Origin of the sequence: Duganella fentianensis (assembly GCF_009857835.1) — a bacterium.
Classification (GTDB): Bacteria; Pseudomonadota; Gammaproteobacteria; order Burkholderiales; family Burkholderiaceae_D; genus Rugamonas; species Rugamonas fentianensis.
In genome coordinates this window covers 580,652-606,851 of record NZ_WWCL01000004.1, presented here as the reverse complement: position 1 = coordinate 606,851, position 26,200 = coordinate 580,652, and the positions used below count along the sequence as shown (strand labels likewise).

Sequence of the window (26,200 nt, the reverse complement as noted above, 5' to 3'; positions counted from 1 at the left end):
CAGTGCTTATTCAGCTTGGTCTTGCGCGGGCGGCTGCTCGGCCGCCTCGATCGCGGAGATCCACTGGTGGCGGGCGCGCTGGGCATTGCTATAGATGCCCTCCAGCGCCGCGCCGTCGCCAGCGGCCAGACGGGCACGCAGGCCCGTTAATTGTGCCAGATATGCATCCAGCTCCGTCAACAATGCCGTCTGATTGGCCAAGCTAATGTCGCGCCACATTTCGGGCGACGATCCGGCGATCCTTGTGAAATCGCGGAAGCCACTGGCCGCATACTGGAACAGTAAGTCTGCATGCGGCTTGTTGGCGATGTCGTCCACCAGCGCATACGCCAGCAAGTGCGGCAGATGGCTTACGGCGGCAAACACCTTGTCATGCTCCTCGGCGGACAGGCGGTGGATGATGGCGTGGCAGGCGCGCCATGCGGCGGCCACAGTTTCCACATCGGCCGCGCTGTTTTCCGGCAGAGGTGTCAATACTACTTTCTTGCCGACGTAGAGATCGGCAATGGCCGCATCGGGGCCATTGGTCTCGCGGCCGGCGATCGGGTGGCCCGGCACGAACTGGGCCAGTTTGGCACCCAGTGCACGCTGCGCCGCAGCCACCACATCCGACTTGGTACTGCCGGCGTCCGTCACCACGGTGCCCGGCTGCAGGTGCGGCGCCAGCGCCGACAGGATCGCTTCCGTCTGCGCCACCGGCGCGGCCAGCAGTACGAGATCGGCGCCTTGCATCGCCTGCCCCATATCGCTACCGATCACGTCGATAATGCCCAGCTCCTGCGCCCGTGCCAGCGAGGCGGCGGAGCGCCCCATGCCGACTACCGAACCTACCATACCGGCCTGCTTCAGCGCCCGCGCAAACGAACCACCGATCAGACCCACACCGAAGATGACGACTTTATTCAGCATTGATTCAGCTTTATCTTTCAAGCGGCTGGCCCGCTCAGGCCAGCCTGATTTACCTGCTTATTCAGCCAGTGCCTTGGTCAGCGCCGCGATCAGCACAGCGTTTTCCTGCGGCAGGCCGATGGAAATACGCAGCCACTCCGGCAGGCCGTAGTTACCGACCGGACGCACGATCACGCCCTGCTTGAGCAGCGCCAGATTCACGCGCGCACCGGCACCGGCATCGCTGCCCACTTTGACCAGCACGAAGTTACCGTAGGACGGCACATACTCCAGACCCAGCTGCTCGAAAGCGGCGACGAACTGCTGATAGCCGGCCGTATTGTTGGCTGCACTCTTCTGCAGGAATTCCTTGTCGTTCAGCGCTGCGATGGCCGCGGCCTGCGCCAGCGAATTGACGTTGAACGGCTGACGGATGCGGTTCATCAGGTCGGTCAGCGGCGGCTGGGCAATGGCGAAGCCCACGCGCAGACCGGCCAGACCATAGGCCTTGGAGAAGGTACGCGACACCATCAGGTTAGGATATTTTTTCACCCACTCGGCCGATTCGAACTGGTTCTCGGTCGCGAGGAATTCGTTGTAGGCTTCATCCAGCACGACCACTACATGGGCCGGCACCTTGTCAAGGAAGGCGGTAATCTCGGCGGCCGGAATGAAAGTACCGGTCGGGTTGTTCGGGTTGGCGATGAATACCAGACGGGTGTCCGCTTCGATGGCTGCCAGCATGGCATCCAGATCATGGCCATGGTTCTTGGCCGGCACCACGATATGGCGCGCACCGACGCCCTGCGTCGCCAGTGCGTACACGGCGAACGAGTATTGCGAGTACACCACCGACTGGCCGCGCTCGACGAAAGCGTGGGCAGCAATTTCCAGAATATCGTTACTGCCGTTACCCAGCGTGATCCAGTCAGCCGGTACGTCGTAACGCCTGGACAGCGCGCCTTTCAGGTCGAAGCCGGCGGCGTCGGGATAGCGCCCCAGTTCTGCCGCCGCAGCGTTCATGGCCTGCACAGCCGATGCGGGTACACCGAACGGGTTCTCGTTCGATGCCAGTTTTACGATAGCCTCTTCGTCGAGGCCGAATTCGCGTGCCACCTCGGCGATGGGCTTGCCCGCCTGGTAGGGGGCGATTGCGCGAACGTAGTCTGGGCCGTAATTGTTGGACATAGTCTCTCTCTGTTATCTCGTTAAATACTCGATTAATAAAACGACGCTGATGCCGACCTCACGGCATCAGCCAACTCGCGGCGGGTAGACTCGGCGGTGTCTGCCCGCCCGCAATTCTGTGCGTGACTGAACGCCTAAACGACTGCGCTCAGGTCAGGCTGACGGGATAGGAACCCAGCACCTTGAAGAAGGCCGCGTTACTCTGCAGCGATTCCAGTGCCTTGGCCACGGCTTCGTTCTGCACATGGCCTTCCACATCGACGTAGAAATAGTATTCCCAGCTACCCGTGCGGGCCGGACGCGATTCAAAGCGCGTCATCGACACGCCATACTGCGCCAGTGAACCGAGCAGGCCATACATGGCGCCAGCCTTGTGCGGCGCAGCCAGTGCCAGCGAAGTACGGTCTTTGCCGGACGGGCCAGCCTGCAGATAGCCGATCACGGCAAAGCGCGTGCGGTTGTGCGGATCATCCTGAATATTCGCCTTGACGGTGCCTAGGCCATAACGCACACCGGCGCGCTCGCCGGCGATCGCGGCCAGCGTATGGTCGTCGCGCGCCATGCGCGCCGCTTCCGCGTTGGACGATACGGCGCGGCGTTCGATATCCGGGTAATTGTTGTTGAGCCAGATCTGGCACTGTGCCAGCGCCTGCGCATGGGCGCAGATGGCTTTGACGCCATCCATATTGCCCGTACCCGTCAGCAGGCTGTGGCGCACGGCAATCGACACTTCGCCGCTGATGGTCAGCGGCGTCTGCAGCAGCAGGTCCAGCGTGCGGCCAATCGCGCCTTCGGTGGAATTCTCCACCGGCACCACGCCAAATTCGGCGGTGCCCGCTTCCGTCGCACGGAACACTTCGTCGATGGACGAGCAAGGCAGCACATCGACGGCCGTACCGAACTGCTGGTACACGGCCTGCTCGCTATACGTACCGGCGGGGCCGAGGAAGGCGATAGTCACGCGTTTTTCCAGCGAACGGCAGGCCGACATGATTTCGCGCCAGATGGTCTGCAGTTCGGTATTGCCCATAGGGCCCGGGTTGCGCTCGGCCACGCCGCGCAGGATCTGCGCTTCGCGTTCAGGGCGGAACACGGGGGCATTGGTTTCGGCCTTGACATGGCCGACCTGCTGCGCCACGCGGGCGCGCTGGTTGAGCAGATCCAGAATCTGCGCGTCTATGCTATCGATCTGTTCCCGTAAGGGTTTCAGTTTGTCTGTCATGGATTATCGGCCAGCGAATTCGTTTAAGTAGTCTACGAGCGCTTGCACGCCCTCGATAGGCATCGCGTTATAGATCGATGCCCGCATACCACCGACGGACTTGTGGCCCTTCAGCTGCAACAGCCCGCGCGCTTTTGCGCCGGCCAGGAATGCTTCGTTCTTGCTCTCGTCCTTCAGGTAGAAAGGCACGTTCATGCGCGAACGGTAAGGTTTTTCGACGCGGGTCTGGTAGAAGTCGTCCGCATCGAACGCTGCATACAGCAGCTCGGCTTTGGCTATGGCGCGCTGCTCCATCGCCGCTACACCGCCCTGCTGTTTCAGCCACTGGAACACCAGTCCGGCGATATAGATGCCGTAGGTAGGCGGGGTGTTGTACATCGATTCGTTATCGGCCACCAGCTTGAAATCGAAAGCCGACGGGCAGACCGGCAGCGCCTTGCCCAGCAGGTCTTCGCGCACGATGACGATGGTGACACCGGCCGGGCCGATGTTCTTCTGTGCACCGGCGAAGATCAGGCCGAACTTCGACACGTCGATAGGCCGCGACAGAATGTGCGAGGACATATCGGCCACCAGCAGCACTTCGTCAGGCACGCCCGCCAGACCGGCCGGCACGCCATTTTCAAAGGCGAATTCCACACCGTCGATGGTCTCGTTGGTGCACATGTGCAGATAGGCGGCGTCAGGCGTCAGCTTCCACTCGGCCACGGGCGGCACGCCCGTCTTGCCTGTGGCGGCGATATTCACGCTGGCGTACTTGCCCGCTTCCTTGATGGATTTGCCCGACCACGAACCCGTATGAATGAAATCGATCGTTGCTGGCTGCGGCTTGTGGCCCACCAGATTCAACGGAATCAGGGCGTTCTGCGACAGACCGCCGCCCTGCATGAACAGAATCTTGTAATTGTCCGGTACTGCCAGCAGTTCGCGCAGATCGCGCTCGGCTGCCTTATAAATCGAAATGAATTCGGGGCCGCGGTGGCTCATCTCCATCACCGACATGCCGCTGCCATGCCAGTCCAGCATTTCGGCAGCAGCCCGGGTCAGCACTTCCTTCGGCAGTACGGCAGGGCCGGCGGAAAAATTATAGATGTGAGTCACGTTGCGATCCTTATTTGGTTTTTTTGTTTTCCTGCATTTTCTGCATCAGCGGGCCGACGCGGCGCGCCACCACCTGCTGGCCGATCTGCATGCCTTCGGCCATCAGCTTGGGCATGGAGGCCAGCATCTTGCTGCCCACCGGCGTACGGTAGAAAGCCGTGATCTGTTTCAGCTCGTCGGCCGTATAGGTGCGCGCATACAGCGGCACGGTTTCGGCCAGCACTTCATCCACCAGCGACGGGTCGCTCAGCATTTCCTGCACCGGCTTGATGGCTGCCGGCAGTTCTGCTTCCATCTTGATGATGGCAGCCTGCTTGTCCTGCTCCGACGCTTTCGGGTTGTTGCGGATGGCCGCTTCGGCACCCGCACGCATGGAGTTGCCTATGCCCTGCGCCATCTGCTGCATCATGCCGTTCATCATGGTGCGGTAGTTCATCGCTTCAAACAGCTCGCGTGCGGCGGCCGTGGAGGCTTCCGTAGCCTGGGCATAAGCGCCGCCACTGGCCAGCAGGGCCAGCGCTGCTACAGCAGTTGCTACGGTATTCACTACGATCTTTTTCATCTTCACTCCACAGTAAAAAAAAAGGGGCCAGCTTCATTGTCGCATTTATCCGCGCAATAAACCTGACCCCGCTGCCAGCCGGAACAGCGTCCGGCTTATGGCGTTGACTTACTCGGGCTGGGCGTCAGCCGGCTTGGCGTCAGGCCCCGGTTCCAGTTCCACTTCGTCGATGTCGGTTTCCACCACGCGCTGCAGGCCGGACAGCTTGGTGCCGTCTTCCACCGCGATCAGGGTCACGCCTTGGGTGGCGCGGCCCATTTCACGGATTTCCGACACGCGGGTGCGGATCAGCACACCGCCGGTAGTGATCAGCATGATTTCGTCGCTGGAATCAACCAGCGTCGCTGCCACCACCTTGCCGTTACGTTCCGAAGTCTGGATCGCGATCATGCCCTTGGTACCGCGGCCATGACGGGTGTACTCGATAATCGGCGTACGTTTGCCGAAGCCGTTTTCGGTTGCCGTCAGCACCGACTGCTGCTCGTTCTCGGCCACCAGCAGCGCGATCACGCGCTGGCCTTCGTCCAGATTCATACCGCGCACGCCACGGGCATTACGGCCCATAGGACGCACATCGTTTTCATCGAAACGCACGGCTTTGCCGGCGTCGGAGAACAGCATCACATCGTGTGCGCCATCGGTCAGCGCAGCGCCGATCAGGAAGTCGCCCTCATCCAGATCGACCGCAATGATGCCGGCCTTACGCGGATTGCTGAAGTCTTTCAGCGGGGTCTTCTTCACGGTGCCCAGACTGGTGGACATGAACACGTAGTGATCTTCAGGGAAGGTACGGTTGTCGCCCGACAGCGGCAGGATCACGGTGATCTTCTCGTTATCGGCCAGCGGGAACATGTTCACGATCGGCTTGCCGCGCGAGTTGCGCGAGCCTTGCGGCACTTCCCACACCTTCAGCCAGTACATGCGGCCACGGTTGGAGAAGCACAGGATGTAATCGTGGGTGTTGGCGATGAACAGCTGATCGATCCAGTCTTCTTCTTTGGTGGCCATGGCCTGCTTGCCGCGACCGCCGCGCTTCTGCGCACGGTATTCGGAAATCGGCTGGGCCTTCATGTAACCCGTGTGCGACAGGGTTACCACCATATCCTGCGGCGTAATCAGATCTTCCGTGCCCAGATCGGTCGCATTGTGCTCGATGCTGGAACGGCGCGGATCTTTGGCGCGGTCGCCGAACTCGTTGGCGACATGGGTCATTTCATCGGTGATGATGGTAGTCACGCGGGCCGGGGTGGCCAGAATGTCCAGCAGGTCAGCGATTTCGGCCATCACGTCTTTGTATTCGTTGACGATCTTGTCCTGTTCCAGACCGGTCAGGCGCTGCAGACGCATCTGCAGAATTTCCTGTGCCTGATCATCCGACAGACGGTACATGCCGTCAGCCTGGATGCCGTAGTGCTTAGGCAGGTGCTCCGGACGGAAGGCTTCGATGCCGCCGATGGTGCTGCCTTCGCTGGTACGGGCCAGCATCTCGCGCACCAGCGAGGAATCCCACGAACGGTCCATCAGGGCAGCTTTTGCCACTGGCGGGGTTGGTGCGGCCTTGATCAGGGCGATGAATTCATCGATGTTCGCCAGTGCCACGGCCAGACCTTCCAGCACGTGACCGCGTTCGCGCGCCTTGCGCAGTTCGAACACGGTACGGCGGGTGACCACTTCGCGGCGGTGCGACAGGAAGCACTGCAGCATCTCTTTCAGGTTGAGCAGGCGCGGCTGGCCATCGACCAGTGCCACCATGTTCATGCCGAAGGTATCCTGCAACTGGGTCTGCTTGTACAGATTGTTCAGCACCACTTCCGGTACTTCACCGCGTTTCAGCTCGATCACCACGCGCATACCCGATTTATCGGATTCGTCGCGGATGTCGGAAATGCCTTCCAGCTTCTTGTCACGCACGTTCTCGGCGATACGCTCGAGCAGCGACTTCTTGTTCACCTGATACGGCAGCTCGTCAACGATGATGGCGGTACGGCCGCCATCCTTGCCGTATTCTTCGTAGTGGGTCTTGGCGCGCATCACCACGCGGCCACGGCCGGTGCGGTAACCATCGCGCACGCCGGACACGCCGTAGATGATGCCGCCGGTCGGGAAGTCCGGTGCCGGAATGAGCTCGATCAATTCGTCGATCGAGCAGTGCGGGTTGTTCAGCACGTGCAGCGCACCCGAGATCACTTCGTGCAGGTTGTGCGGCGGGATGTTGGTGGCCATACCCACCGCGATACCGGACGAACCGTTGATCAGCAGATTAGGGATACGGGTAGGCAGTACCGTCGGTTCTTTTTCCTTGCCGTCGTAGTTAGGCTGGAAATCCACGGTTTCTTTGTCGATATCGGCCAGCAGTTCGGCCGAGATCTTGTCCAGACGGCACTCGGTGTAACGCATTGCTGCCGCGCCGTCGCCATCGACGGAACCGAAGTTACCCTGACCATCGACCAGCATGTAGCGCAGCGAGAAATCCTGCGCCATACGGACCAGCGTGTCATAAATCGAGGCATCGCCGTGCGGGTGGTACTTACCCATGGTGTCGCCCACCACACGGGCGCACTTGACGTAGGGGCGGTTCCACACGTAATTCGACTCATGCATCGAGAACAGCACCCGGCGGTGCACCGGCTTGAGGCCGTCACGCACATCCGGCAAGGCGCGGCCCACAATCACGCTCATGGCGTAATCGAGGTAGCTCTTGCGCATCTCTTCTTCGAGGGAAATTGGGATTGTTTCTTTTGCGAATTGATCCATTGGCGGGTCGACTGATCTATGACTGTGATTTATTAAGCAATGTATGCCGCAGGTACTGCATCTCTTGCACCGCCCTCCGTAAGGATGGGCAAGCGTACGATTTTACCATGCGCGCAAGGCGACCTGCGCAAATCCGCCACTGTGCCACTTTCAGGCGCGTTGCGCGATCTACAACAGGTTGTAACACCTTGTAATATTCATGACACATTGAGGAATTATTATCGACAATCACGTTGCAACTAAACAACATTTTGGTCGAAAGCGGCGCGGAGTCATGTTGGAGCCCGCAAACGTCGCTAAATCGCTTGTGGCAGAATGAATAAGACCCTCATTGCATGTTTCACAATCGAGAAAGCCTAGCGACGCCCCTGCGTGGTAAAATTGGTCTTATGTATCACTACGTCGCGCAGTTTTCTGCGGATATCACCCCCGAAAGGAAGAAAAAGATGAAAAAACTGATTTCGATGCTGGCCATCTCGGCTGCATTCGCCGGCTCGGCTTTCGCCCAGACCGCGCCGACCGCGCCACCATACGCGCCTGTCACCCAGGACATCAAGGCAGCTACGCCTAAGAGCGCTTATGTGCAGGATGCCCGCGGCGTAATCGCCCGTGACCCATTCGGCCTGTGCTGGCGTACCGGCTACTGGACCCCGGCTGATGCCGTGCCAGGTTGCGACGCGCCGATCTGCGTAGAGCCAGAGAAACTGGAAAACGGCAAGTGCGTAGCACCTCCGCCACCACCAGCACCAGCTCCTGCTCCAGTGGCACCGGCACCAGCACCGGCACCGAAGCCAGTTGCACCAGTACCGACCGCTCAAAAAGTGAGCTTCGCTGCTGACGCCTTCTTCGACTTCGACAAATCGGTCCTGAAACCAGAAGGCAAAGCCAAGCTGGACGACCTGAGCTCGAAACTGGGCACCATCAATCTGGAAGTTATCATCGCCGTGGGTCACACTGACTCGGTCGGTACCGATGCTTACAACCAGAAACTGTCCGAGCGTCGTGCTAACGCTGTCAAAGCTTACCTGGTAGGCAAAGGCGTAGAAGCCAACCGCGTGTACACCGAAGGCAAAGGCGAGAAACAACCTGTAGCAGACAACAAAACTGCTGAAGGCCGCGCCAAAAACCGTCGCGTAGAAATCGAAGTGGTAGGCACCAGCAAGTAATTGCCCACCGCATCAAGGAAAACCCGCTTCGGCGGGTTTTTTTACGCCCGCTGATTTAGAATAGCGGGATTCGCTTTTGAGAAAAACACCATGAACGCCGATCCATTAGAACTGCAGAAATTTGCCGACCTGGCCCACCGCTGGTGGGACCCTACTTCCGAATTCCGTCCCCTGCACGAAATCAATCCGCTGCGTCTGGAGTGGATCAATGCGCGCGTGCCGCTGGCCGGCAAGAAAGTGATCGACATCGGTTGCGGTGGCGGCATCCTCAGTGAATCGATGGCGCGCAAAGGCGCCAATGTAACGGGCATCGACCTGGGCGAGAAAGCCCTGAAAGTAGCCGACCTGCACTCGCTGGAATCGGGCGTGGCAGTGCGCTACAAGCTGATTTCGGCCGAAGCCATGGCCGCCGAAGAAGCCGGCCAGTACGATGTGGTGACCTGCATGGAGATGCTGGAGCACGTGCCCGATCCGGGCGCCATCGTGCGCGCGGCGGCCACGCTGGTGAAACCGGGCGGCCATGTGTTCTTCTCGACCCTGAACCGCAACCCGAAATCGTATCTGTTTGCGATTCTCGGTGCCGAATACTTGCTGCGCATGCTGCCCAAGGGCACGCACGACTACGAGAAGTTCATCACCCCGTCCGAGCTGTCGCAATACATCCGCAGCGCCGGTCTGGATGTGGCGGGCTTCAAGGGCATGGGCTACAACCCGCTCACCAAGTTCTACTCGCTCAACAACGATACCAGCGTCAACTATCTGGTCGCTGCCACCCGTCCGCTGTAAGAAAGACCTAGCCCATGAGCCACCCTGCTGCGCCGCGCGCCATTCTGTTCGACCTCGATGGCACGCTGGCCGATACGGCGCCCGATCTGGCCGCCGCCGTCAACCTGCTGCGCACCGAGCGCGGACTGGAGCCGACCGCCTACCATGTGCTGCGCCCTACCGCTTCGGCCGGTGCGCGCGGCATGATAGGTGCGGCCTTCGGCCTGACGCCGGAAGATGAAGGCTTTGCCGTGCTGCGCGACGGCTTTTTCGCCAACTATCAGGCCGCCATGGCCGTCAACAGCGGCCTGTTCGACGGCGTGCAGGAGCTGCTCGATGGCATCGAAGCGGCTGGACTGCGCTGGGGTGTGGTAACCAACAAATCGCAGCGTTTCACCGATCCGCTGCTGCCGCAGATCGGGCTGGGCCACGCCGGCTGCGCCATTTCGGGCGATACCACGGCGCATGCCAAGCCGCATCCGGAACCGCTGCTGGAAGCGGCGCGCCGTCTGGGCGTAGCACCGGAACAGTGCTGGTATGTGGGCGACGATCTGCGCGATATTCAGGCGGGCAAAGCGGCAGGTATGCTGACCATTGCCGCTGGCTGGGGCTATGCCGGCGCCGAGGAGCCGCGTAGCTGGCAGGCAGACTATCTGCATACGCAGCCGCTGCAACTGCTTGCCCTGCTGCGCGATTGTTTGCGCCAGCAGGCCGAGCTGGCTGCGTAGTCTGAAGTTACCAGCTCCGGCAAGTAACTACAGGGCCTAATTATTCAATCCATCAAGCTGCAGATCCAATTCTGTAAGTATCAATTTTCTTCCGTGCGCCAATCACAACTCCAGAACCGTGTACCCACGTCTATCCGGCAGGGTATCCGAAGCAAGAGGCGACAATTCAGCATCTGCCGATGTTAATGAATCATAAATCAGATATTTACCCTTCCGCTCGATTCCAATATTCGGAATAGCAAGTTTTATTTGTGATTTACTCAGATAAAGCCATTTAGGCTTAGCCTTTTCTGCAAAATCAATCCGATCGATCTGGCCGCTAGAAGCGTTTATCCGGACTGCTACACCTTTCCGATAAGGCGGCCCATAACTGACATCAAATATCAAAACCCGATGCCGACATGCTGAATAATTCAGCGTACCCAACACTTCATGCTCTCCACTTTCCGAAAAGGCTGGGACGACCTTTCCGTCTATTCTCAACCCAAATCTATTGCCATCGACCGTATATTGGGACAGTAACGCTATAACTGCACCATGCGCTGATAGGCATGTGCGAACTACCTCCCAGGGCGAACCAGTACAGACTGGCGTTACCAACAGTAAAGAATAAAGCAGTGCATTAAACCTGTTCACTGACCGATCTCCCTAAGAACCTGCATTGAATCAGGAGATAGTTTCAGCCTTTCAGCGCAGGCGCTTATTTTCTTAAAATAGATGCCATTCCCTATCCCGCGATAACGCTTATAGGCCTCTTCGATCGACTTCGAAGTATCGAGCCAGTACTGCATGTATTCGGTACCAAGTTGAATATTCGTAGCCTCATCAAAAATATCATCGCTGCTATGTAATCGTGCCGCGTGGGAAAACTCCTGCTGTGTTTCCCGATCACTCGGCATATGTCCTAACGCTTTCTGCTTTCGATATTTATAAACTTGCTGAACACCTTGCTTCTGCATCTGCATTAGACCACGTGCATCATGACTCTCTCCAGCACGAGCATCAAAGCGAGACTCCATATATATTTGACAAATTATTAATTCAACACCAAGAACCGATCGATTATTTTTTTCTACCAGCCCCCGAATCTCACGCAATCGAGCCGAGTCATCCACCTTAACAATTGCTGGCTTCGTATCCGAGGTATGAGTCAATCTGGCGCGATGCTTTATTACCCTAAGTGTTTTCGTCATTTCAGCGATCCCATTCCGGATTAACAGGAAGAATGGCGCACTCATGGATTCGCAACACAGCTTCTACTGCAGACTCAGCTGTTACCCTATCGGTAAATCCTTCCTCGTCAGATTCTCCCTGCGTTACTACAGTCCCATTTACCTCAATAGAATATGGCCAGTGAACAAGAGGCAGACTAGAAACATCATCAATTAACTGAAAATACAAATCGTGACTAATTGCCCCCGTTCCTGTTCTGGATGCCCCTTGCCCGATAGCGTCCATATTAACTACATGTTCAGACGCATCCGGACCAACTGATTGTGCGCGTTGCTTCTGATTTGCGATAAGAGTGGGACTGATCAGGCAGCGACATAGACACAAATCATTTTCAAGAGCGACTAATTTCTCCTGCCATGTCTCAGCAAGTCTGAAACCAGAACATTTAATCTTGCCAAACGAATGACAGGCGACACAGAACACCACGTCACCTTCAAGGGCTATTTGTTTGCCACAAATTTTCCCATGACTACTGCCCTCAACTACGGTTCCGCCCGCAGTTGTGTACGCTCCTTCGGTGATGGTATATCTCTTCACATCGCCTCCTAATGCTGGATAGAAATATGAAGTCCTCTGATAAACATCCCCAGATGACACTCATATGAATTCTATGAAGAAGTGCATGCCCGACAATTCATAACGCTAACCGACAAGTATCAAGCTGGACTTGAGGTGAGACAAGAGCTAGCAACTATTCTCAACTAATCGTGATCAATGCCTCACCCACATGCATGCGCCAACGATGCGTGAAGCCGCCTGCGACTGCTAGCGTTCGCTCCCGCCCCGCTAAAGCCTGCGGCCAAAATAAAAGGCCCGACGCACATTGATCTGCTCTGGAAAAACTAAACATCAAAACTGTCTAGCGAACCAAAGAGGATCAATTTCGCCAAACGACTATCTACCTTGTCTTAACACAATGTAGCCAGTAACTCTGCAGCAAACAATCAGGCATACCCATCCAACACGGAGAAGAGTATGCCTTACATCTACAAGGAGGTGGACGCGCTGGATACAGACCCACCTCCAGCAGCAGTCGGCGATGGAAGCTGCGTTGCACTCATCAAACATTTTGTGCCGGGTTTGATTGGAGCCCCGACCTCATCATGGCGAGCTGGGGGAAATGTGCTCGAACTAGGTACTAAGATCGCAAAGGGCACAGCGATCGCTACCTTCGTCAATGGACGCTATCCGAATCTCGCGCATGGAAACCACGCTGCAATTGTTTTGAAGGTTATGCAGAGTGGAATCTGGGTTGTGGATCAATGGAAAGCTAAAGCAGTCATCTCTGCCCGCTTGATTCGCATTCCGCCGCCTCGCCAGCAGCGCAATAAAGATGGAAGCTTTAGAAACCCATCCGACAACGCACTTGCCTACTTCGTGATCGAATGATGAGATCCGTCATTCTTGCCATTACGGCTTTCGGAATTTTTGCTAACGGTATTGCCTTAGCAATCGAACAGCCGATTTCCTGCCCAAAACGATTAGAGCCAGATGCTATTCAATCACAGCACCCACCAGCAGGCTGGGAATTGCACATGCTTCGACCTGTTTATTTGACCGAGGGAGGGATGTTGCATGGTGCGCCTGAAGAATTGGCTTTTCTTGTCCCTGATGGCAACACCCGTCGCAGGATAGGCAAACAGACCACGGAGACGCAACACTGGAGCTTTGATTTACCCCATGGGCACACGCTGTGGATGTACTGTGGCTATGGCGGAAGCGGCGCAACACTTAAACTGTTCAAACAGGTGCCGGAGAGTGCAAGTGAATGTACTCTAAGCTCTATTTCCACAAAAAGCCCCATCATGGAAAGCGTGCAGCTCGTTTGCAGGTAACTACGGTCAGTGGCTAAGTATGCTCAACTGTGCCATGAGGAAATTTTGCACGCCGCCTGCGGCGGCCAGCGCTCGCTCGCGCTCGCGCGAAATCGCCTACGGCGATTTCTAGTCGGGCGAATCGGAGAGGGTTGCGCTTGCAAGCGCAACCCGCCGCGCGGGCGGCGCGCTTGCGCGCCGAATTCCCCGCACGGCCCCGCGTCCCGCGGGTTCAATTCCCGCCCGTTGCAGCCTGCGGCCAAAAAAAAAGCCTCGACGCATAGCGCCGAGGCTTTTTTTTGGGATTTAGTGGTGGAGCCGGCGGGAATTGAACCCGCGTCCGCAAGCACTCCACAGACAGTTCTACATACTTAGCACTATCATTTAATTTAACCTGTACAGCACGGATGTGCACGTTATGGACAGGCGATTCACCTTAGATTTAGCGCTGCTTCAAGTGACCCGTTACAGCGCGATTCCCTGTAAATGACTCCATGACTTTTAACGGTCCGCCCCAGGGAAGAAGCGTTTAGGAGCTAACAGCCCTTAGGCTGCCAGTGCGTACGAGTTATCGTTTGCAGTTATTGATTTCTGGGTGTATTTACGAGGTAACCAGGCCTCGGTATGCCCTGTTCTGCTTTGCAACCCACGTCGAAACCAGGTCGGCCCCACAGACACCACCATTCTACTCCCTTTTCCAGCCGCCTGCATCCCCGTCAAACGCCCGTCATATTTGACCACTATCATGGCCACAGTTCTCACATAGAACCACCCATTAGCACCGCACGACGGTCGCTACTACCGGCGCCGGCGGTCGGGAAATATACCGGCACCAACACCTTTTCCTCGCATGCGCGCGCTCCGCGCACAGCCGTACTACCTGTGTCGCCACGCTTGAGGCACAATAGCGGCATACCATGAAAGGAAGTTCCATGATCTACGAAGTAGCCGAGCTGTACATCAAACCCGACGCGCACCAAGCCTTCCAGGCTGCCGTGACCCAGGCCATCCCCGTCTTCAAAGCCGCCAAGGGCTGCATTTCCATGCGCCTCGACCGCGACATCGAAGTGCCCGACACCTACCATCTGGTAGTGGGCTGGGAAACACTGGATAACCACGTCGTCGATTTCCGTGGCAGCGAAGGCTTTGTAACGTGGCGCGGTCTGGTAGGCGGCTATTTTGCCCAGCCACCGAAAGTGGAACATTTCAATACCGTGGTCAACGGCTTCTAAGCCATCCGTACGTGCAATTCCTGACAGGAGGCACCACATCATGACCCGTACCATCCACCGCAATTTTGCCGAAGTCACGGACGCCGAAAGCGCCCGTAGCGCCCTGCTGGCCAGCGGTTTTCCGCAGTCCTGCATTCAGCTGACCAAGCATAAACCGCTGCCTGCCAGTGTGCCGACCAGCACGGTAGGCAACATCCTCGATGCCCTGACGCCCGGCGGCGCGGCAGCGGCGGCTGCGGCGCGCGAGCGCAGCGGCGCCATGCTGACGCTGGATATCTACGATGAGGATGAGCGGGATAAGGCCGATGCCATCATGGCCGGCTTTGGCGCCCGCCACGCCTGATCAGCCGGCAACGCTAGCGGCGCTGCCCCCGGTGCTGCTAGCGCCAGCCTGCTCGGCATACAGGCGCTCCATCCATGCGCCTGCTTCGGCCATGGCCAGCGGCTTGGCGTAGAAATACCCCTGGAACACGTGACAACCGGCGTCGCGCGCGGTGATCGCCTGTTCCAGTGTTTCTATGCCTTCCGCGACCACTTCCAGATCAAGTGCCGCCGCCAGCTGGCAGATGGCCCGTACCACGGCCACCGCATCGGGTGCAGGCAGCGGTTCGATCAGACCACGGTCGACTTTCACTGTGCTAAGCGGCAGCTGGCGCAACATGCTCAGCGACGAGAAGCCCGTGCCGAAATCGTCCATCGCCACCTTGATGCCCAGCTCTTCCAGCACCGTCAGCTGCTGGCGCGTGTCTTCCAGATTATCCACCGCCGCACTCTCGGTAATTTCCAGCGTCAGGCTCTCGGCCGGTATGCCGGTATGCTCGAGCAGCGCTTTCACGCGCTGCGGGAAGCCGGGATTGAGCAGCTGTACCGGCGAGACATTCACCGCCACCGGCACGCAGGCGCCCAGCTCGCTACGCCAGCGGGCAATCTGGCAGCAGGCCTGCTCCAGCAGGCTGGAACCGAGTTCGCCTATCAGCCCGGTACGCTCGGCCACGGCGATAAATTCCACCGGACTGACCTGCCCCACTTCGGGACGGAACCAGCGCGCCAGCGCTTCGAAGCCCAGCAGCTTGCCGCTGGCAGCATCGATCTTGGGCTGGTATTCCAGATAGAACTCGTGGTTGCGTATGCCCTTGCGCAGCGCCTGTTCCGTCGCCAGCGTATCGCGCGACATCTGCACGAAGCGCTGCTCGGCCATGGCCAGCGAGGTGCCCGGCGTGCGTTTGGCCTGATACATGGCGGCGTTGGCCGCGCGCAGCAGGGCTTCGGCGCTGTCGGCATGGGTGGGGAACACGGCCATGCCCATCGAGGCGTCGATGAAGTATTCGCCGCCCGGCACTTTCAGCGCCTGCATGCAGGCCGTGCGCAGGCGCTCGGCAATGCCGCGCAAGTCACCGCCGGAAGGATCGATGATGGCGAATTCGTCACCACCTAACCGCATCAGCTCGCCCGTTTCACCGAGCGCCTGCGCCAGTGCGGCAGCAAACGCCTTGAGCAGCTGGTCACCCGTCAGATCGCCCTGGCTCTGATTGAACAGTTTGAAGCGGTCGATATTCAGCACTACCAGCGTGCACTGCATGGAGCCGTCGGCCAGATAGCAGTACTCGCGCAGGTGGCGCATCAGCACGCTGCGGTTGGGCAGGCCCGTCAGCTCGTCGTGGCTAGCCTGATGCAGCAGGGCGCGTGCACTGGCATTGCGTTCGCTGTCGTCGGTAATCAGTATCTGCGTGGCTAGCTGGCCATCCCATTCCACCCGCCAGGCTTCGAAGCGCAGTTCCAGCGTACGGCCGCCCGCCACTTCGCAGCGGTCTTCCCAGTGCGCCACATCCTGCTGGCCCGTCTGCAGCATCTGGTGGAAACGCAGCATGGTCTGCTCGCAGAACAGCCCGGCCGGCAGCTCGCGCAGGCTGGCATAGGCGCCCTGCCCCAGCGGCACGCCGTACAGATTACGCACGGCCGGATTGGCGTACAGTATGCGTTCGCTGTCCGTCACCAGCACGCCCTGCACCGTATGTTCCGTCATCTGCTGGAAGCGCACGGCCAGCCGCGCCGATTCGCGGATCGCGCCTTCCAGCGCGGCCAGCGCGAATATCGCGCCGATTGCGGTACGGATCAGGGTGGCCCACAGGATGTTGGCGGCCAGCCCCTGTTCGGCATAGATAATCAGGAACAGCTGGTTCAGGCCCAGCAGAATCAGCAACGGGCCCACCCAGCGCTCCAGTCCCTCCAGCCGCCACAGCCAGCGTATCACCAGCGCCCCCATCACGCACAGCACCAGCATGTACGCCATCGGCCAGTAGAACAGCTTGTGGCCGGACTGGGGCAGCATCAGTGTCAAGATCGCCAGCACCGCCAGCGTAATGGCCGGCAACGGCGACAGCTTGCGCCCGGCCAGTCGCAGCACGCCAGACGCGAGGAACAGCAGGCTGGGTATGGCGCCCAGCAGCGCCAGCAACGGCGGCAGCAGCGTCAGCTGCGTTGGCAGTAGCAGATGCAGCAGATAACTCATAGGCAGCAGTACAGCGCACAGCGTGGCCAGCCCCATATCGCGCGCAAAGGTCTGGCTGCGGTGACGGCGCCAGATCAGCAGCAAGCAACTGCCCATGATGCTGAACACCCCTGCATTGATCAGGTATAGGTAGTGGGTGACTGTCATCTTAACGACGTATCTGCTCTAGGCCATTCAACTGTTATGGTGCTGGAAAACCTGGCGCAGATAGGCCAGGAAGGTTTCATCTTTGCACAGGGTTTTACCGGGTGAATCGGACAGCTTGGCCACCGACTGACCATTGCAGGCCACCAGCTTCATGACGATGTTGAGCGGCTCCAGCCCCATGTCATTGGTCAGATGGGTGCCGATGCCGAAGCCGGTCATGATGCGGTCGGCAAAATGGCCGTACAGCTCGAACGCCTTGTGCAGATTCAGGCCGTCGGAAAACACCAGCCGCTTGGTGTTGGCGTCGATGCGCAGGCGCGCATAGTGGGCCAGCGCCTTTTCGCCCCAGACCACGGGATCGCCGGAATCGTGGCGCAGGCCGTCGAACAGCTTGGCGAAATACAGGTCGAAGTCATTGAGGAAGGCATCCATGCCCACCACATCGGTCAGGGCCACGCCCAGATCGCCGCGGTATTCCTGCACCCAGGCTTCCAGCGAAGCTTTCTGGAAGTCGCGCAGACGCACGCCGAAGGCCTGGAAGGACTGCATGTATTCATGCGCCATGGTGCCGATAGGTACCAGCCCGAAACGCATGGCCTGATACACATTCGAGGTGCCCTTGAAATACTCGGGCACCTGGCGCGCCAGACACTGCACCACCTCATCATGCCAGACGCCCGAATAGCGCCGGCGGGTGCCGAAATCGGAGAACTCGAAGGGATTACGCCGTGCCGGCTGCTGGCCGAAGGCCTTGAGCGCGGCGACCTTGGCCTGCAGGCGGGCGCGCCCCTCGGCCAGTGCTGCGCTCTGGTCGAAACGGCGGAAATACAGCTCGTTGACGATGTACAGCACGTAGATTTCGAAGCCCATTACGTGCACCTGCGGTCCGCTGGCGCGTATGGTCAGGGTATCGCCATCCGTGCCCACCGTGATGAAACGGCGTTGGAAGCGGAACACGGTGAGGAAGTCGACGAAATCACTCTTGATGTAGCGCAGCGTACGCAGGTAGCGCAATTCCTCGTCGCTAAAGCTCATGCTGCACAGATGATCGAGCTCGCGCTCCAGTTCTTCCCGCAGCTCGCTGAGCGGATAAACCGGCTGGTTGCGGCAGACGAATTCGTACTCGGTGTGCGAGTTGGGGTGGCCATGCAGCAGCGCCTGCCACATGGTGAATTTATACAGGTCTGTTTCCAGCAGACTGCGGACTACCGGCGCCGTCATGCGCTGGCCACCAGTTCCGCCTGTGCCTGCGCTGCACTCAATAGGCGCACGCCACGTGCCTGCATGGCTAGCAGGAAGTCCTGATAGGCGGCCTCGAAGCCCGCCACGGGGCTCATGCAATCGGTAATCAGGGCCAGCCGCGCCACCTTGTCGGCACCGATGTGGGCGACGATGTGCTCCACCGTGGCCTTGACGCAGTGGCTGCCCGCTTCGCCGGCCACGTAGATGCGCTCGGACTGGGCCAGCCGGGCGATAAATGCCGTGTTCAGTGCCGTTGCCGGATCGTCGGCATCGGGCACTTCCGCCATCACGGCCGAATAGTGCTCGGTCCACGGATTGCTGCCCTTGTTCAGCTTGTGCACCACGCGCTGCTGCGCATCTTCCCACTGGGCGTAGGCCTGGCGCACGTCTTCATGCACGTTATGGCCCCAGCTACCGATTTCGCAATGCAGCGGCCAGACCATCAGACGGTAGCGTCCCGTCGCTTCCAGCTGGTCGAGGTAGTGCAGCACACGGGGCAGCGCAACCGGCTGGCGCGGCTGGAATTCGCCGGCGCGCACGGTCGCCGCACTGATTTCAGTGAACGGCGTGACAGCGCTGCCATCGGCGCGCTGCCAGAAGGTGGGGTGGGCAATGTCGTAGCGGTGGTGCGAATCGAGCGTGATGCTGATGTCGCTCAGCGCTTCGCGGCCGTAGTTGATCAGCCGGGCGAGACGCAGCATGTCCTGATGAGCGCCGGCGACGGGCAGCGCGGGCGCGCGCACCTGACCGCTGACGGGATCGACCGGGCAATAGGCCGCCGGCAGATCACAAAAATCATTTTGCGGATCGATGATCAGCAAATGCAACTTCCTCGACATGGGGACTCCAGAACAGACACAGAAATGCAGAACGAACCTTGCGTAACCGCAATTATCAACGAAGACGGAGAAAATCGCAGAACAAACCGCACGCTCAAAACAAAAAAACTCCCTGCGGCACGCAACCGCCAGGGAGTTGGACTGTGTTGTCTAGACAGCTTAGGCGGCTATTGCCTCGAGCTGGTTGCGGCTCTGGCTCAGTGCAGCTTCCACTGCCGCTTCGCCCATGGCCACGCCTTCGGCCACGATGAAGCTGACATCGGTCATGCCGAGGAAGCCCAGCACGGTGCGCAGATAGGTGGTGACGTGGTCATAGGCGGCGGCAGGACCGGCGCTGTAGACGCCGCCCGAGGCGACGAATACGATCACCTTCTTGCCGTGCACCAGACCTTCAGGGCCGTTAGGGCCGTATTTAAAGGTGCGGCCAGCGCGGGCCACGTGGTCTATCCATGCTTTCAGGCCCGAGGGTACGGAGAAGTTGTACATCGGTGCGCCGATCACGATGGTGTCGGCGGCCAGCAGTTCGTCCACCAGCGCATCGGACGTCTTGATGGTGTGGGCCTGCTCGGCATTGCGCTGCTCGGCCGGCGTGAAGTAAGCACCCAGCATCTGTTCGGTCAAGTGCGGCACGGGGTTGGCGGCCAGATCGCGCGTAACGACTTTACCGTCCGGATTGGCGACCTGCCATTTGGCGAGGAATTCGCCGCCCAGCTGGCGCGATAGGGAACCTTGTTGACGTACACTGCTATCGATGTGAAGTAAGTTTGCCATGTTCAATTCCTTTTCAAAGGGAGAGGGATTGCAGGCATGATAGTTCGAGTTTATTATCGACGAAATAGGCTTAATTTAAATCATATTCATCGATAAAATCGATAACAGAAAGTACACCATGCGCGATCCCGGCCTGCCCTCGCTAGACCAGCTCCGTGTTTTCATTGCCGTCATCGACCATGGCGGCTTTGCCCATGCGGCACGCGCCCTGCACCGCACCCAGTCCGTGATCAGCTACACCATCGCCAATCTGGAAGACCAGCTGAACATCGCCCTGCTCGACCGCAGCAAGCGCAAACCGGTGCTGACGGAAGCGGGCAAGGCCCTGCTGGCCGATGCACGCGCCGTCTCGCTCAAGGTGGATGGCATGCGCGCGCGTGCCAAAGCCCTGTCGGCCGGACTGGAAGCGGAAGTCTCGCTGGTGGTCGACGTGATGTTCTCGACCTGCAAACTGGTGCGCATCCTGCACGCTTTCCAGAACGAGTTCCCCACTGTGGCCATGCGCCTGCGCACGGAAGCGCTGGGCGCTGTGACCCAGCTGGTGATGGAGCGCGAGTGCCACATCGGCATCAGCGGCTGGATGCCCGGTGCACCGGACACGATCGAAAGACAAAGCTGCGGCTTTGTCACCATGGTGCCGGTGGTCTCGCCCGAGCACCCGCTGGCCCAGATCAAGGGCAAGATACCCAACGACGTGCTGCGCGAACATACCCAGCTGGTGCTGACCGACCGCAGTACGCTGACCAAGGGACAGGATTTCGGTGTGCGCGCGCTGCGTGACTGGCGGCTGGGTGACCTCAGTTCCAAACATGCGCTGCTGCGCAGCGGCATAGGCTGGGGCAATATGCCCGTCGAATTCATTCAGTGGGATCTGGATAACGGCAAGCTGGTGCAGCTCGATGTAAGCGAAGGCAGTTCCTTCAGCTTTCCGCTGTACGTGATCCGCCGTGGCGACGAGGAACCGGGACCGGCCACGCGCTGGCTGATGCAGCAATTCCTCGAGCTGGAAGATGCGGCGCCCGATGCAGCGCAGGCCGAATGTGCGGCCGCGCCGCAGCGCGCACCGGCACCGCTGACGCTACGCCGGCGCTAATCCGGCCCACGTAGCGTGCGGCGCTGAGCTGATATCTTGCGCCAGCCGCCCGCACCACCGCCAGCGCGCCTATGCCAGCGTGTCAATCGCCGGCGCGCGGATTGAAGGCCAGATCGCGTGCCATGGCTTCATACACGGCGCGGCCTTTCTCGCTGGTGGCCGGTGGCAGCACCACTTCCAGCAGCAAGTACAGGTCGCCCGCCTCCCTGGCCGGCAGGCCACGTCCGCGCAGGCGCAGCTTGCGTCCCGTCTGCGAACCGGCCGGCACATTCACCGTCAGCTTGCCGGACGGCGTGTTCACTTCGATTTCACCGCCCAGCGCCAGCTCCCACGGCGTTACCGGCACGCTGGCATACACATCGCGCCCTTCGACGCGGTAGCGCGAATGGGGACGGAACTCGACTTCCAGATACAGATCGCCGGGGCCACCGGCACCGCCCTGCCCCTGACCGGACAGACGCAACTGCTGGCCCGCGCTGATGCCCTTGGGGATATTCACCGTCAGCGTGCGTTCACTGCGGTAGCCATCGGCTTCCGTCACGTAGACGGTAATGTTGCGGCTGGCGCCCTGATAGCTGTCCATCACATCGATGGCGATGCTGGCATGGCTATCGTCGCCTTTGCGCGGTGGTGCCTGACGGCGCCGGCCGCCGCCCAGATTGGCAAACAGGTCGGCAAAGAAATCGCTATCCATGCCGCCAAAGCCTCCGCCACCGCCATGGGTGCGGCCCCAGTCCGGCGGCGGGCGGAACTGCTGGCCTTCACGGTAGTGGTGGCCACGCCCCAGATCGTCGTAGGCGGCGCGCTTTTCCGCGTCGCCCAGCACGCCGTAGGCTTCGTTCAGCTCCTGGGTCTTTTGCTGGGCATTGGCTTCCTTGCTGACATCGGGATGGTATTTCCGTACCAGCTTGCGGTAAGCCTTCTTGATTTCGTCTTCGCTTGCCGTCTTGGCTACACCCAGCGTCTGGTAGTAATCCTTGTATTCCACTTCGCGCGCTCCGTATTAGCATATGCCACGCCCGGGCAAGAATGCCAAACGTGCAAGCTGATACTACCAGACCTTGAGCACGGCCATGCTGGCGTATCGATCTTCTGCTGCGGCGACGCACAGCAGCAGATCGCCATCGTGCCAGTCAGCGCCGTGAGCGCCCGCTTACTGTCTGGCCCCGTACAGGGACTGGGCCAGCAGCAGATAGACCAGATAGGCGATGCCGCAGCAGATGACATAACCCACCAGCGAAGACCACAGGAACGCAAACAGCAGATTCACGCCCAGGCCGAGCACAAAGAACAGCAGCGACAGCACTTTCAGATTGACTGCCGCCCGGGCATTCTCGATAGTGACGCCCAGCGCCAGCGCCAGCGTGGTGCCCGAGAAAATAAAACTGCCTATCCCTATTGCCCCTTTCAGCAGATTCGCATCGAGCGATACCAGCCCCAGCGTCAGCAATGCACTGATCAGTAGAGCGATCAGAAAATTCACCGGATGTATGCGCATCGTTAGCCCTCCGCAGAAAACGGCGGCGGCGACAACGCCACCAGCCGCAGAATATAAGCATCGTTCTCGGCCTTGTCCCACTTCGCCATGCCGGGCCGCCAGACGTGACTATCCTTGCTCAACTGCCCGCTGGTAATCAGGCGTGATAGCTCCTGCTCCGTAAAGGGCCCGGCAGGCTTACCGTCGAGCAGCACATGGTAGTGGTGTAGCGTGGGCGCTGCCGGCGGCGTATGGATGCCCGGAATCCGGGTCGCGCTCAGCGCCTGGTTCATGGATTCGGTCATCTGCCTGGCCACTGCCACGCCTAGCCCGAATTCCACCAGCCGGTTAATCGAGAAAAAATTATCGTCGTTCATACGCGGTCTCCCGTTTCAAGCCATCGGTGGCGGTGGCGGAGGTGGTGGTGGCGGTGCCGGCGGCTGTGCAGGCGCAAACAGCGCTGCCAGTTCGGCCACGGCACCGGCAAGTTCCCAGCCGGCCATGCCCGGTTTCCACACATGCATCTGGGTTGTCAGCTGGCCGGCCCTGACCATCGCTTCCAGCTGAGGGAAGTTATACGGGCCGGTACTGGCGCCATTCACGCTGACGTTGTACTGGATCTGCGGTGGCGGTGGCGGTTGCTGTATGGTCTGGCCGGCCGCGTTCATCATATTGGCCATCTGGCCGCCCATCACGCCGCCCACGGCCAGGCCCGTCATCATGCCCACCGGATTAAAGCCCGCGCCTGCGCCCGCGCCAGGCATGGTGCTCATGCTGCCCAGATTTTCTGCGGCAGCCTGCAGCACCCTGGTCTGCTGGTTGATCTGGTGTGCGGCCAGATGCTGGGTTTCCGTTTGCAGGGACTGGAATTTCTCTGCTGCTTCGCGCTGGATACGCAAGCTCTCTTCCATATTGTGGGCATTGATCGCCTGCGTCTGGTCGAGGTTGCGCATATTGATTTCGTTCTGCTTCTGGCGCATCTGCACTTCCAGATTCGCGCTGATGCTGCGCAGTTCCACGTACTCTTCGCTCTCCTTGTCCACCTCGATGGTGGACAGGTCGAAGCGCACCAGATTCACCCCGAAATCATCCTTGAAAGCGCGCGCGATACGCGGCTCGATCAGATCATTAATCTCCAGCAGCTTGCGTTCGATCTGCAGCACGGGGATGCCATGATCGATCGGCACGTTGTTGATGATCCCTTTGACATACTTGATCACCGCATCGCGGACCAGCGTCTGGAACTGCTTGATATCGAAGCTGATCAGGCGATGCAGCTTGATAAAGGCGCGGTAGTCGGTGATGTTGAACTTGATCGAACCACGGGCGGCCATACGCACCGGGAAGTCCGGATAGCGCGGGTCCGCCACCTGGAAATAAGGCACCCCGAACGGTATGTCCTGCTGCCCCTGCAGGTTGATGAAATACACCTCGGCCTGGAACGGCGACTGGCCCGCATAGGCCAGCCCGATCAGATTGGAGATGACGGGGAAGTTGGCCGTCTTGATGGTCTCGTCGTAGGGACCGACGATGAAATCCTGGGTGGCGCCGTCCTGCTGCTTGTACACAAACACCGCCACTTCGCCATCCTTGACACGCAGACTGCTGCCCCAGCGTATCGCATTTTCCTTGCTGGTGCTATTTACCACCCCGCCCGGACTCCACTTCCAGATCAGGTAATCCTGCTGGTCACAGCGGATGACATCCAGCATCCCGCCTTCGCTTTTTTTACCGAATATGCCCATCTCTCGCCTTCCTCCCGTCAACAGCTATACCGTGCTACCACTTTTTCTCGACAGCCTGCGCCTGCTCTTTTTCCGCCTTGATGCGGGCTACCTGCGCTTCCTTCTGCTCGACAGCCTGCTTCTCGGCCGAAACCCGGTCCGCCGCCGCCTGCGCTGCGGCCTGATCGGCGTCGACCGACTTCTGGATCATGGCCAGCAACCCGGCGCGCTTCTCATCCCACAGCGAGCCGGCCTTCTGGTTCTCCTCCACCTTGCAGGTGGTAGCGGCCAGTTCCCAGCGCACCTTGCCCGCCACGGCCTGCGCCTGAGGGTAAGCTTTACCCTGATAGCTCTGCTCCGCGCTCTGCATCAGCTTCTCCAGCCGCGCCTGTTCGCTCTGGGCATCCTGGGTATATTGTTCTTCGCACTGGTGCTGCTTGCGGCTGTCCATCTGCGAGCTGACGGCAGCGACAGCGCCGAGGATGACCACCCCGCCCAGCAAGGCAAACAGCAGCGGATTGCGTTTCGCCTTGATCTGCAGGTGTTCGCCCACCGAGGCGCTCAGGCTGGCTTCGACGCGATCGAATTCGGCCAGCATATTGGCGTCGTCCTTGTAGGCGTTGCGGGCACGATTGAGCACTTCGATAAATTTGCTGCGCCAGTCTTCGATATTCGGATCAGGCTGGACACTGGCAACAATCTTGGGCTGGATGAAGAACATCAGCTGCTGCAAATCCTCGCGCGAATTCGGCACGGGGAAATCACGGATCACGCGGGCGCGCTTTTCCAGTATGGCTTTCTCGCGATTGCGGCCGCTCAGACCGCGTTCATCCGCTTCGCGCTCGATCTGCTCGAAACGGTCAGTCAGCGCGGTGATGGAACGATTCGCCTCGATATCAGTAAATTCGTGGCCACAGGACTGGCATGCCGAAACAAAGGCCGACAACTGGGCGCCGCAACTAGGGCATTTATGGATGTTTCCGCGTTTCTGCGTGGAGGAAAAGTCGGCAGAGGAACTCATGGGCATCGCTCTCGATGATAAGGGAGTTAGGGAAAATCAGGCGCGGCCGCGCTTGCAGCCGCGCCTTCAGGCTTTACAGCATGTTGGTCGCGTCGGTAGGAATTTCGATCTTGTTTTCCTTGGCAAAGTCGATCGAACGCTTCAGCGTCCCTTTCAGGCCGGACAGGGTGTCCGGCATCGATTTGATGATGAAAGCAGCCGCCGCCGCGCCGGAACCGAGCGAACTGACGCTAGGCTTGAAGCCTTTCAGATCGCCGCTCATGCCGACATAGGTCTTGAGGCCCTTGACCAGTTCCACCAGACCCTGGGCATATAACTTCTTGCTGTCTGCGCTCATGGTGACTTTTTCACCGCCCATTGCAGCCTGCAGCGCTTTGCTGCTTTCCGACTGCACCTTGGCGGCATCCTGCAAGGCCGATACCGTGGCGCCGCTGGTCAGGTTTTTTGCTTCCAGCTCGGAACGCTCGGCCTCTTCCTTGCGCCCCAGCGCTTTCAGGAAAAAGGTATCCGCATTCATCACCTGCTGGGCACCACCGACGTAGCTCTTGACCAGGCTGTCTGCCGATACACCACTGCTGCTACTGCCGCCGCCGAGCGCATTCCCGAGGCCGCCAAACTGGGCATATGAAGGAGCTGCAAGCGTTACCATGGCCAGCGCCAGCATCGTTCCCAAAATGTTCTTACGCATATCTACATCTCCCGCCGACTATCAAAACCGGCCTCG

At 59.4% G+C, this 26,200-nt stretch carries 27 protein-coding genes and 1 other RNA gene; 8 read left to right on the top strand and 20 right to left on the bottom strand.

Features of this window, described 5'->3' with window-relative positions; genetic code table 11:
* Positions 1 to 6 precede the first annotated feature (6 nt).
* The 6 genes from GTP23_RS19820 to gyrA form a co-directional block, all read right to left on the bottom strand.
* On the bottom strand, positions 7 to 909 hold the full coding sequence (locus GTP23_RS19820; RefSeq protein WP_161036681.1) for a prephenate dehydrogenase: 903 nt from the start codon (positions 907 to 909) through the stop codon (positions 7 to 9).
* A 57-nt stretch (positions 910 to 966) separates the two neighbouring features.
* A complete protein-coding gene (gene hisC / locus GTP23_RS19815; RefSeq protein WP_161036680.1) occupies positions 967 to 2,076 on the bottom strand; it encodes a histidinol-phosphate transaminase in 1,110 nt (369 codons plus the stop codon).
* Between the two features lie 148 nt (positions 2,077 to 2,224).
* Positions 2,225 to 3,298 carry a prephenate dehydratase gene (pheA, locus tag GTP23_RS19810; RefSeq protein ID WP_155434659.1) on the bottom strand — a complete coding sequence of 358 codons (1,074 nt, stop codon included), beginning with the start codon at positions 3,296 to 3,298 and terminating at the stop codon, positions 2,225 to 2,227.
* 3 nt (positions 3,299 to 3,301) lie between these two features.
* Positions 3,302 to 4,399: a 3-phosphoserine/phosphohydroxythreonine transaminase gene (serC, locus tag GTP23_RS19805; RefSeq protein ID WP_161036679.1), complete on the bottom strand. Its 1,098-nt coding sequence runs from the start codon at positions 4,397 to 4,399 to the stop codon at positions 3,302 to 3,304.
* A gap of 10 nt (positions 4,400 to 4,409) precedes the next feature.
* Positions 4,410 to 4,961: a DUF2059 domain-containing protein gene (locus tag GTP23_RS19800; RefSeq protein WP_161036678.1), complete on the bottom strand. Its 552-nt coding sequence runs from the start codon at positions 4,959 to 4,961 to the stop codon at positions 4,410 to 4,412.
* Between the two features lie 108 nt (positions 4,962 to 5,069).
* The gene (gene gyrA, locus GTP23_RS19795) at positions 5,070 to 7,715 is read right to left on the bottom strand and encodes a DNA gyrase subunit A (protein ID WP_155434657.1); all 2,646 of its coding nucleotides are present in this window, start codon (positions 7,713 to 7,715) and stop codon (positions 5,070 to 5,072) included.
* Positions 7,716 to 8,161: 446 nt separating this feature from the next.
* Here gyrA and ompA point away from each other — a divergent pair, with 446 nt between their 5' ends.
* The 3 genes from ompA (at position 8,162) to GTP23_RS19780 (ending at position 10,374) form a co-directional block, all read left to right on the top strand.
* Positions 8,162 to 8,881 (top strand): outer membrane protein OmpA, encoded by a 720-nt coding sequence (gene ompA / locus GTP23_RS19790; protein WP_161036677.1) that lies wholly within the window; start codon positions 8,162 to 8,164, stop codon positions 8,879 to 8,881.
* Between the two features lie 90 nt (positions 8,882 to 8,971).
* Positions 8,972 to 9,667 carry a bifunctional 2-polyprenyl-6-hydroxyphenol methylase/3-demethylubiquinol 3-O-methyltransferase UbiG gene (gene ubiG, locus GTP23_RS19785; RefSeq protein WP_155434655.1) on the top strand — a complete coding sequence of 232 codons (696 nt, stop codon included), beginning with the start codon at positions 8,972 to 8,974 and terminating at the stop codon, positions 9,665 to 9,667.
* Positions 9,668 to 9,681: 14 nt separating this feature from the next.
* Positions 9,682 to 10,374 carry an HAD family hydrolase gene (locus GTP23_RS19780; protein WP_161036676.1) on the top strand — a complete coding sequence of 231 codons (693 nt, stop codon included), beginning with the start codon at positions 9,682 to 9,684 and terminating at the stop codon, positions 10,372 to 10,374.
* A gap of 102 nt (positions 10,375 to 10,476) precedes the next feature.
* Here the strand turns inward: GTP23_RS19780 and GTP23_RS19775 are convergent, their stop codons facing one another.
* The 3 genes from GTP23_RS19775 to GTP23_RS19765 form a co-directional block, all read right to left on the bottom strand.
* Positions 10,477 to 10,803 carry a hypothetical protein gene (locus tag GTP23_RS19775; RefSeq protein WP_161036675.1) on the bottom strand — a complete coding sequence of 109 codons (327 nt, stop codon included), beginning with the start codon at positions 10,801 to 10,803 and terminating at the stop codon, positions 10,477 to 10,479.
* Positions 10,804 to 11,006: 203 nt separating this feature from the next.
* Positions 11,007 to 11,567 carry a transglycosylase SLT domain-containing protein gene (locus tag GTP23_RS19770; protein WP_161036674.1) on the bottom strand — a complete coding sequence of 187 codons (561 nt, stop codon included), beginning with the start codon at positions 11,565 to 11,567 and terminating at the stop codon, positions 11,007 to 11,009.
* Between the two features lies 1 nt (position 11,568).
* Positions 11,569 to 12,144, bottom strand: coding sequence for a PAAR domain-containing protein (locus GTP23_RS19765; protein ID WP_161036673.1), 576 nt, complete (start codon positions 12,142 to 12,144; stop codon positions 11,569 to 11,571).
* 438 nt (positions 12,145 to 12,582) lie between these two features.
* Between GTP23_RS19765 and GTP23_RS19760 the strand changes: the two genes are divergently transcribed.
* Both GTP23_RS19760 and GTP23_RS19755 read left to right on the top strand, forming a co-directional pair.
* Positions 12,583 to 12,996 carry a BPSL0067 family protein gene (locus GTP23_RS19760; protein WP_161036672.1) on the top strand — a complete coding sequence of 138 codons (414 nt, stop codon included), beginning with the start codon at positions 12,583 to 12,585 and terminating at the stop codon, positions 12,994 to 12,996.
* On the top strand, positions 12,993 to 13,442 hold the full coding sequence (locus GTP23_RS19755; RefSeq protein WP_161036671.1) for an STY0301 family protein: 450 nt from the start codon (positions 12,993 to 12,995) through the stop codon (positions 13,440 to 13,442). The genes GTP23_RS19760 and GTP23_RS19755 overlap by 4 nt, the downstream gene beginning before the upstream one ends.
* A gap of 289 nt (positions 13,443 to 13,731) precedes the next feature.
* Here the strand turns inward: GTP23_RS19755 and ssrA are convergent.
* Positions 13,732 to 14,091: a transfer-messenger RNA gene (gene ssrA / locus GTP23_RS19750) on the bottom strand.
* Positions 14,092 to 14,353: 262 nt separating this feature from the next.
* Between ssrA and GTP23_RS19745 the strand changes: the two genes are divergently transcribed.
* Positions 14,354 to 14,653 carry an antibiotic biosynthesis monooxygenase family protein gene (locus tag GTP23_RS19745; RefSeq protein ID WP_161036670.1) on the top strand — a complete coding sequence of 100 codons (300 nt, stop codon included), beginning with the start codon at positions 14,354 to 14,356 and terminating at the stop codon, positions 14,651 to 14,653.
* 40 nt (positions 14,654 to 14,693) lie between these two features.
* The gene (locus GTP23_RS19740) at positions 14,694 to 14,996 is read left to right on the top strand and encodes a hypothetical protein (protein ID WP_161036669.1); all 303 of its coding nucleotides are present in this window, start codon (positions 14,694 to 14,696) and stop codon (positions 14,994 to 14,996) included.
* Here GTP23_RS19740 and GTP23_RS19735 read toward each other — a convergent pair whose 3' ends face one another.
* The 4 genes from GTP23_RS19735 to GTP23_RS19720 form a co-directional block, all read right to left on the bottom strand.
* The gene (locus tag GTP23_RS19735; protein WP_161036668.1) at positions 14,997 to 17,309 is read right to left on the bottom strand and encodes a putative bifunctional diguanylate cyclase/phosphodiesterase; all 2,313 of its coding nucleotides are present in this window, start codon (positions 17,307 to 17,309) and stop codon (positions 14,997 to 14,999) included.
* Between the two features lie 27 nt (positions 17,310 to 17,336).
* Positions 17,337 to 18,530, bottom strand: a complete 1,194-nt coding sequence (gene pncB, locus GTP23_RS19730) for a nicotinate phosphoribosyltransferase (protein ID WP_161036667.1) — start codon at positions 18,528 to 18,530, stop codon at positions 17,337 to 17,339.
* Positions 18,527 to 19,390, bottom strand: a complete 864-nt coding sequence (locus GTP23_RS19725; protein ID WP_161036666.1) for a cysteine hydrolase family protein — start codon at positions 19,388 to 19,390, stop codon at positions 18,527 to 18,529. Before GTP23_RS19725 ends, pncB begins: the two co-directional genes overlap by 4 nt.
* A gap of 159 nt (positions 19,391 to 19,549) precedes the next feature.
* Entirely contained in the window at positions 19,550 to 20,161 is a 612-nt protein-coding gene (locus GTP23_RS19720; protein WP_161036665.1) for an FMN-dependent NADH-azoreductase, read from the bottom strand.
* 118 nt (positions 20,162 to 20,279) lie between these two features.
* On the opposite strand from GTP23_RS19720, the gene GTP23_RS19715 reads away from it, so the two are divergent.
* The gene (locus GTP23_RS19715; RefSeq protein WP_229256190.1) at positions 20,280 to 21,254 is read left to right on the top strand and encodes a LysR family transcriptional regulator; all 975 of its coding nucleotides are present in this window, start codon (positions 20,280 to 20,282) and stop codon (positions 21,252 to 21,254) included.
* Positions 21,255 to 21,336: 82 nt separating this feature from the next.
* Here GTP23_RS19715 and GTP23_RS19710 read toward each other — a convergent pair whose 3' ends face one another.
* From GTP23_RS19710 to GTP23_RS19685, 6 genes are all read right to left on the bottom strand, one after another.
* Positions 21,337 to 22,242, bottom strand: coding sequence for a DnaJ C-terminal domain-containing protein (locus GTP23_RS19710; protein WP_161036664.1), 906 nt, complete (start codon positions 22,240 to 22,242; stop codon positions 21,337 to 21,339).
* Positions 22,243 to 22,407: 165 nt separating this feature from the next.
* Entirely contained in the window at positions 22,408 to 22,752 is a 345-nt protein-coding gene (locus tag GTP23_RS19705) for a hypothetical protein (RefSeq protein WP_161036663.1), read from the bottom strand.
* Between the two features lie 2 nt (positions 22,753 to 22,754).
* Positions 22,755 to 23,108, bottom strand: a complete 354-nt coding sequence (locus GTP23_RS19700; RefSeq protein ID WP_161036662.1) for a DUF4339 domain-containing protein — start codon at positions 23,106 to 23,108, stop codon at positions 22,755 to 22,757.
* 15 nt (positions 23,109 to 23,123) lie between these two features.
* A complete protein-coding gene (locus tag GTP23_RS19695) occupies positions 23,124 to 24,443 on the bottom strand; it encodes an SPFH domain-containing protein (RefSeq protein WP_202412258.1) in 1,320 nt (439 codons plus the stop codon).
* Positions 24,444 to 24,510: 67 nt separating this feature from the next.
* A complete protein-coding gene (locus tag GTP23_RS19690; protein WP_161036660.1) occupies positions 24,511 to 25,476 on the bottom strand; it encodes a zinc ribbon domain-containing protein in 966 nt (321 codons plus the stop codon).
* A 73-nt stretch (positions 25,477 to 25,549) separates the two neighbouring features.
* Positions 25,550 to 26,164, bottom strand: coding sequence for a hypothetical protein (locus GTP23_RS19685; RefSeq protein WP_161036659.1), 615 nt, complete (start codon positions 26,162 to 26,164; stop codon positions 25,550 to 25,552).
* Positions 26,165 to 26,200: the final 36 nt, after the last annotated feature.

Bases quoted from the DNA above. Each gene is read 5' to 3' on its own strand.
- GTP23_RS19820 (WP_161036681.1), bottom strand. From the start codon at position 909: ATGCTGAATAAAGTCGTCATCTTCGGTGTGGGTCTGATCGGTGGTTCG.
- hisC (WP_161036680.1), bottom strand. From the start codon at position 2,076: ATGTCCAACAATTACGGCCCAGACTACGTTCGCGCAATCGCCCCCTAC.
- pheA (WP_155434659.1), bottom strand. From the start codon at position 3,298: ATGACAGACAAACTGAAACCCTTACGGGAACAGATCGATAGCATAGAC.
- GTP23_RS19800 (WP_161036678.1), bottom strand. From the start codon at position 4,961: ATGAAAAAGATCGTAGTGAATACCGTAGCAACTGCTGTAGCAGCGCTG.
- gyrA (WP_155434657.1), bottom strand. From the start codon at position 7,715: ATGGATCAATTCGCAAAAGAAACAATCCCAATTTCCCTCGAAGAAGAG.
- ompA (WP_161036677.1), top strand. From the start codon at position 8,162: ATGAAAAAACTGATTTCGATGCTGGCCATCTCGGCTGCATTCGCCGGC.
- ubiG (WP_155434655.1), top strand. From the start codon at position 8,972: ATGAACGCCGATCCATTAGAACTGCAGAAATTTGCCGACCTGGCCCAC.
- GTP23_RS19780 (WP_161036676.1), top strand. From the start codon at position 9,682: ATGAGCCACCCTGCTGCGCCGCGCGCCATTCTGTTCGACCTCGATGGC.
- GTP23_RS19770 (WP_161036674.1), bottom strand. From the start codon at position 11,567: ATGACGAAAACACTTAGGGTAATAAAGCATCGCGCCAGATTGACTCAT.
- GTP23_RS19760 (WP_161036672.1), top strand. From the start codon at position 12,583: ATGCCTTACATCTACAAGGAGGTGGACGCGCTGGATACAGACCCACCT.
- GTP23_RS19755 (WP_161036671.1), top strand. From the start codon at position 12,993: ATGATGAGATCCGTCATTCTTGCCATTACGGCTTTCGGAATTTTTGCT.
- GTP23_RS19745 (WP_161036670.1), top strand. From the start codon at position 14,354: ATGATCTACGAAGTAGCCGAGCTGTACATCAAACCCGACGCGCACCAA.
- GTP23_RS19740 (WP_161036669.1), top strand. From the start codon at position 14,694: ATGACCCGTACCATCCACCGCAATTTTGCCGAAGTCACGGACGCCGAA.
- GTP23_RS19735 (WP_161036668.1), bottom strand. From the start codon at position 17,309: ATGACAGTCACCCACTACCTATACCTGATCAATGCAGGGGTGTTCAGC.
- pncB (WP_161036667.1), bottom strand. From the start codon at position 18,530: ATGACGGCGCCGGTAGTCCGCAGTCTGCTGGAAACAGACCTGTATAAA.
- GTP23_RS19725 (WP_161036666.1), bottom strand. From the start codon at position 19,390: ATGTCGAGGAAGTTGCATTTGCTGATCATCGATCCGCAAAATGATTTT.
- GTP23_RS19720 (WP_161036665.1), bottom strand. From the start codon at position 20,161: ATGGCAAACTTACTTCACATCGATAGCAGTGTACGTCAACAAGGTTCC.
- GTP23_RS19715 (WP_229256190.1), top strand. From the start codon at position 20,280: ATGCGCGATCCCGGCCTGCCCTCGCTAGACCAGCTCCGTGTTTTCATT.
- GTP23_RS19705 (WP_161036663.1), bottom strand. From the start codon at position 22,752: ATGCGCATACATCCGGTGAATTTTCTGATCGCTCTACTGATCAGTGCA.
- GTP23_RS19700 (WP_161036662.1), bottom strand. From the start codon at position 23,108: ATGAACGACGATAATTTTTTCTCGATTAACCGGCTGGTGGAATTCGGG.
- GTP23_RS19695 (WP_202412258.1), bottom strand. From the start codon at position 24,443: ATGCTGGATGTCATCCGCTGTGACCAGCAGGATTACCTGATCTGGAAG.
- GTP23_RS19690 (WP_161036660.1), bottom strand. From the start codon at position 25,476: ATGAGTTCCTCTGCCGACTTTTCCTCCACGCAGAAACGCGGAAACATC.
- GTP23_RS19685 (WP_161036659.1), bottom strand. From the start codon at position 26,164: ATGCGTAAGAACATTTTGGGAACGATGCTGGCGCTGGCCATGGTAACG.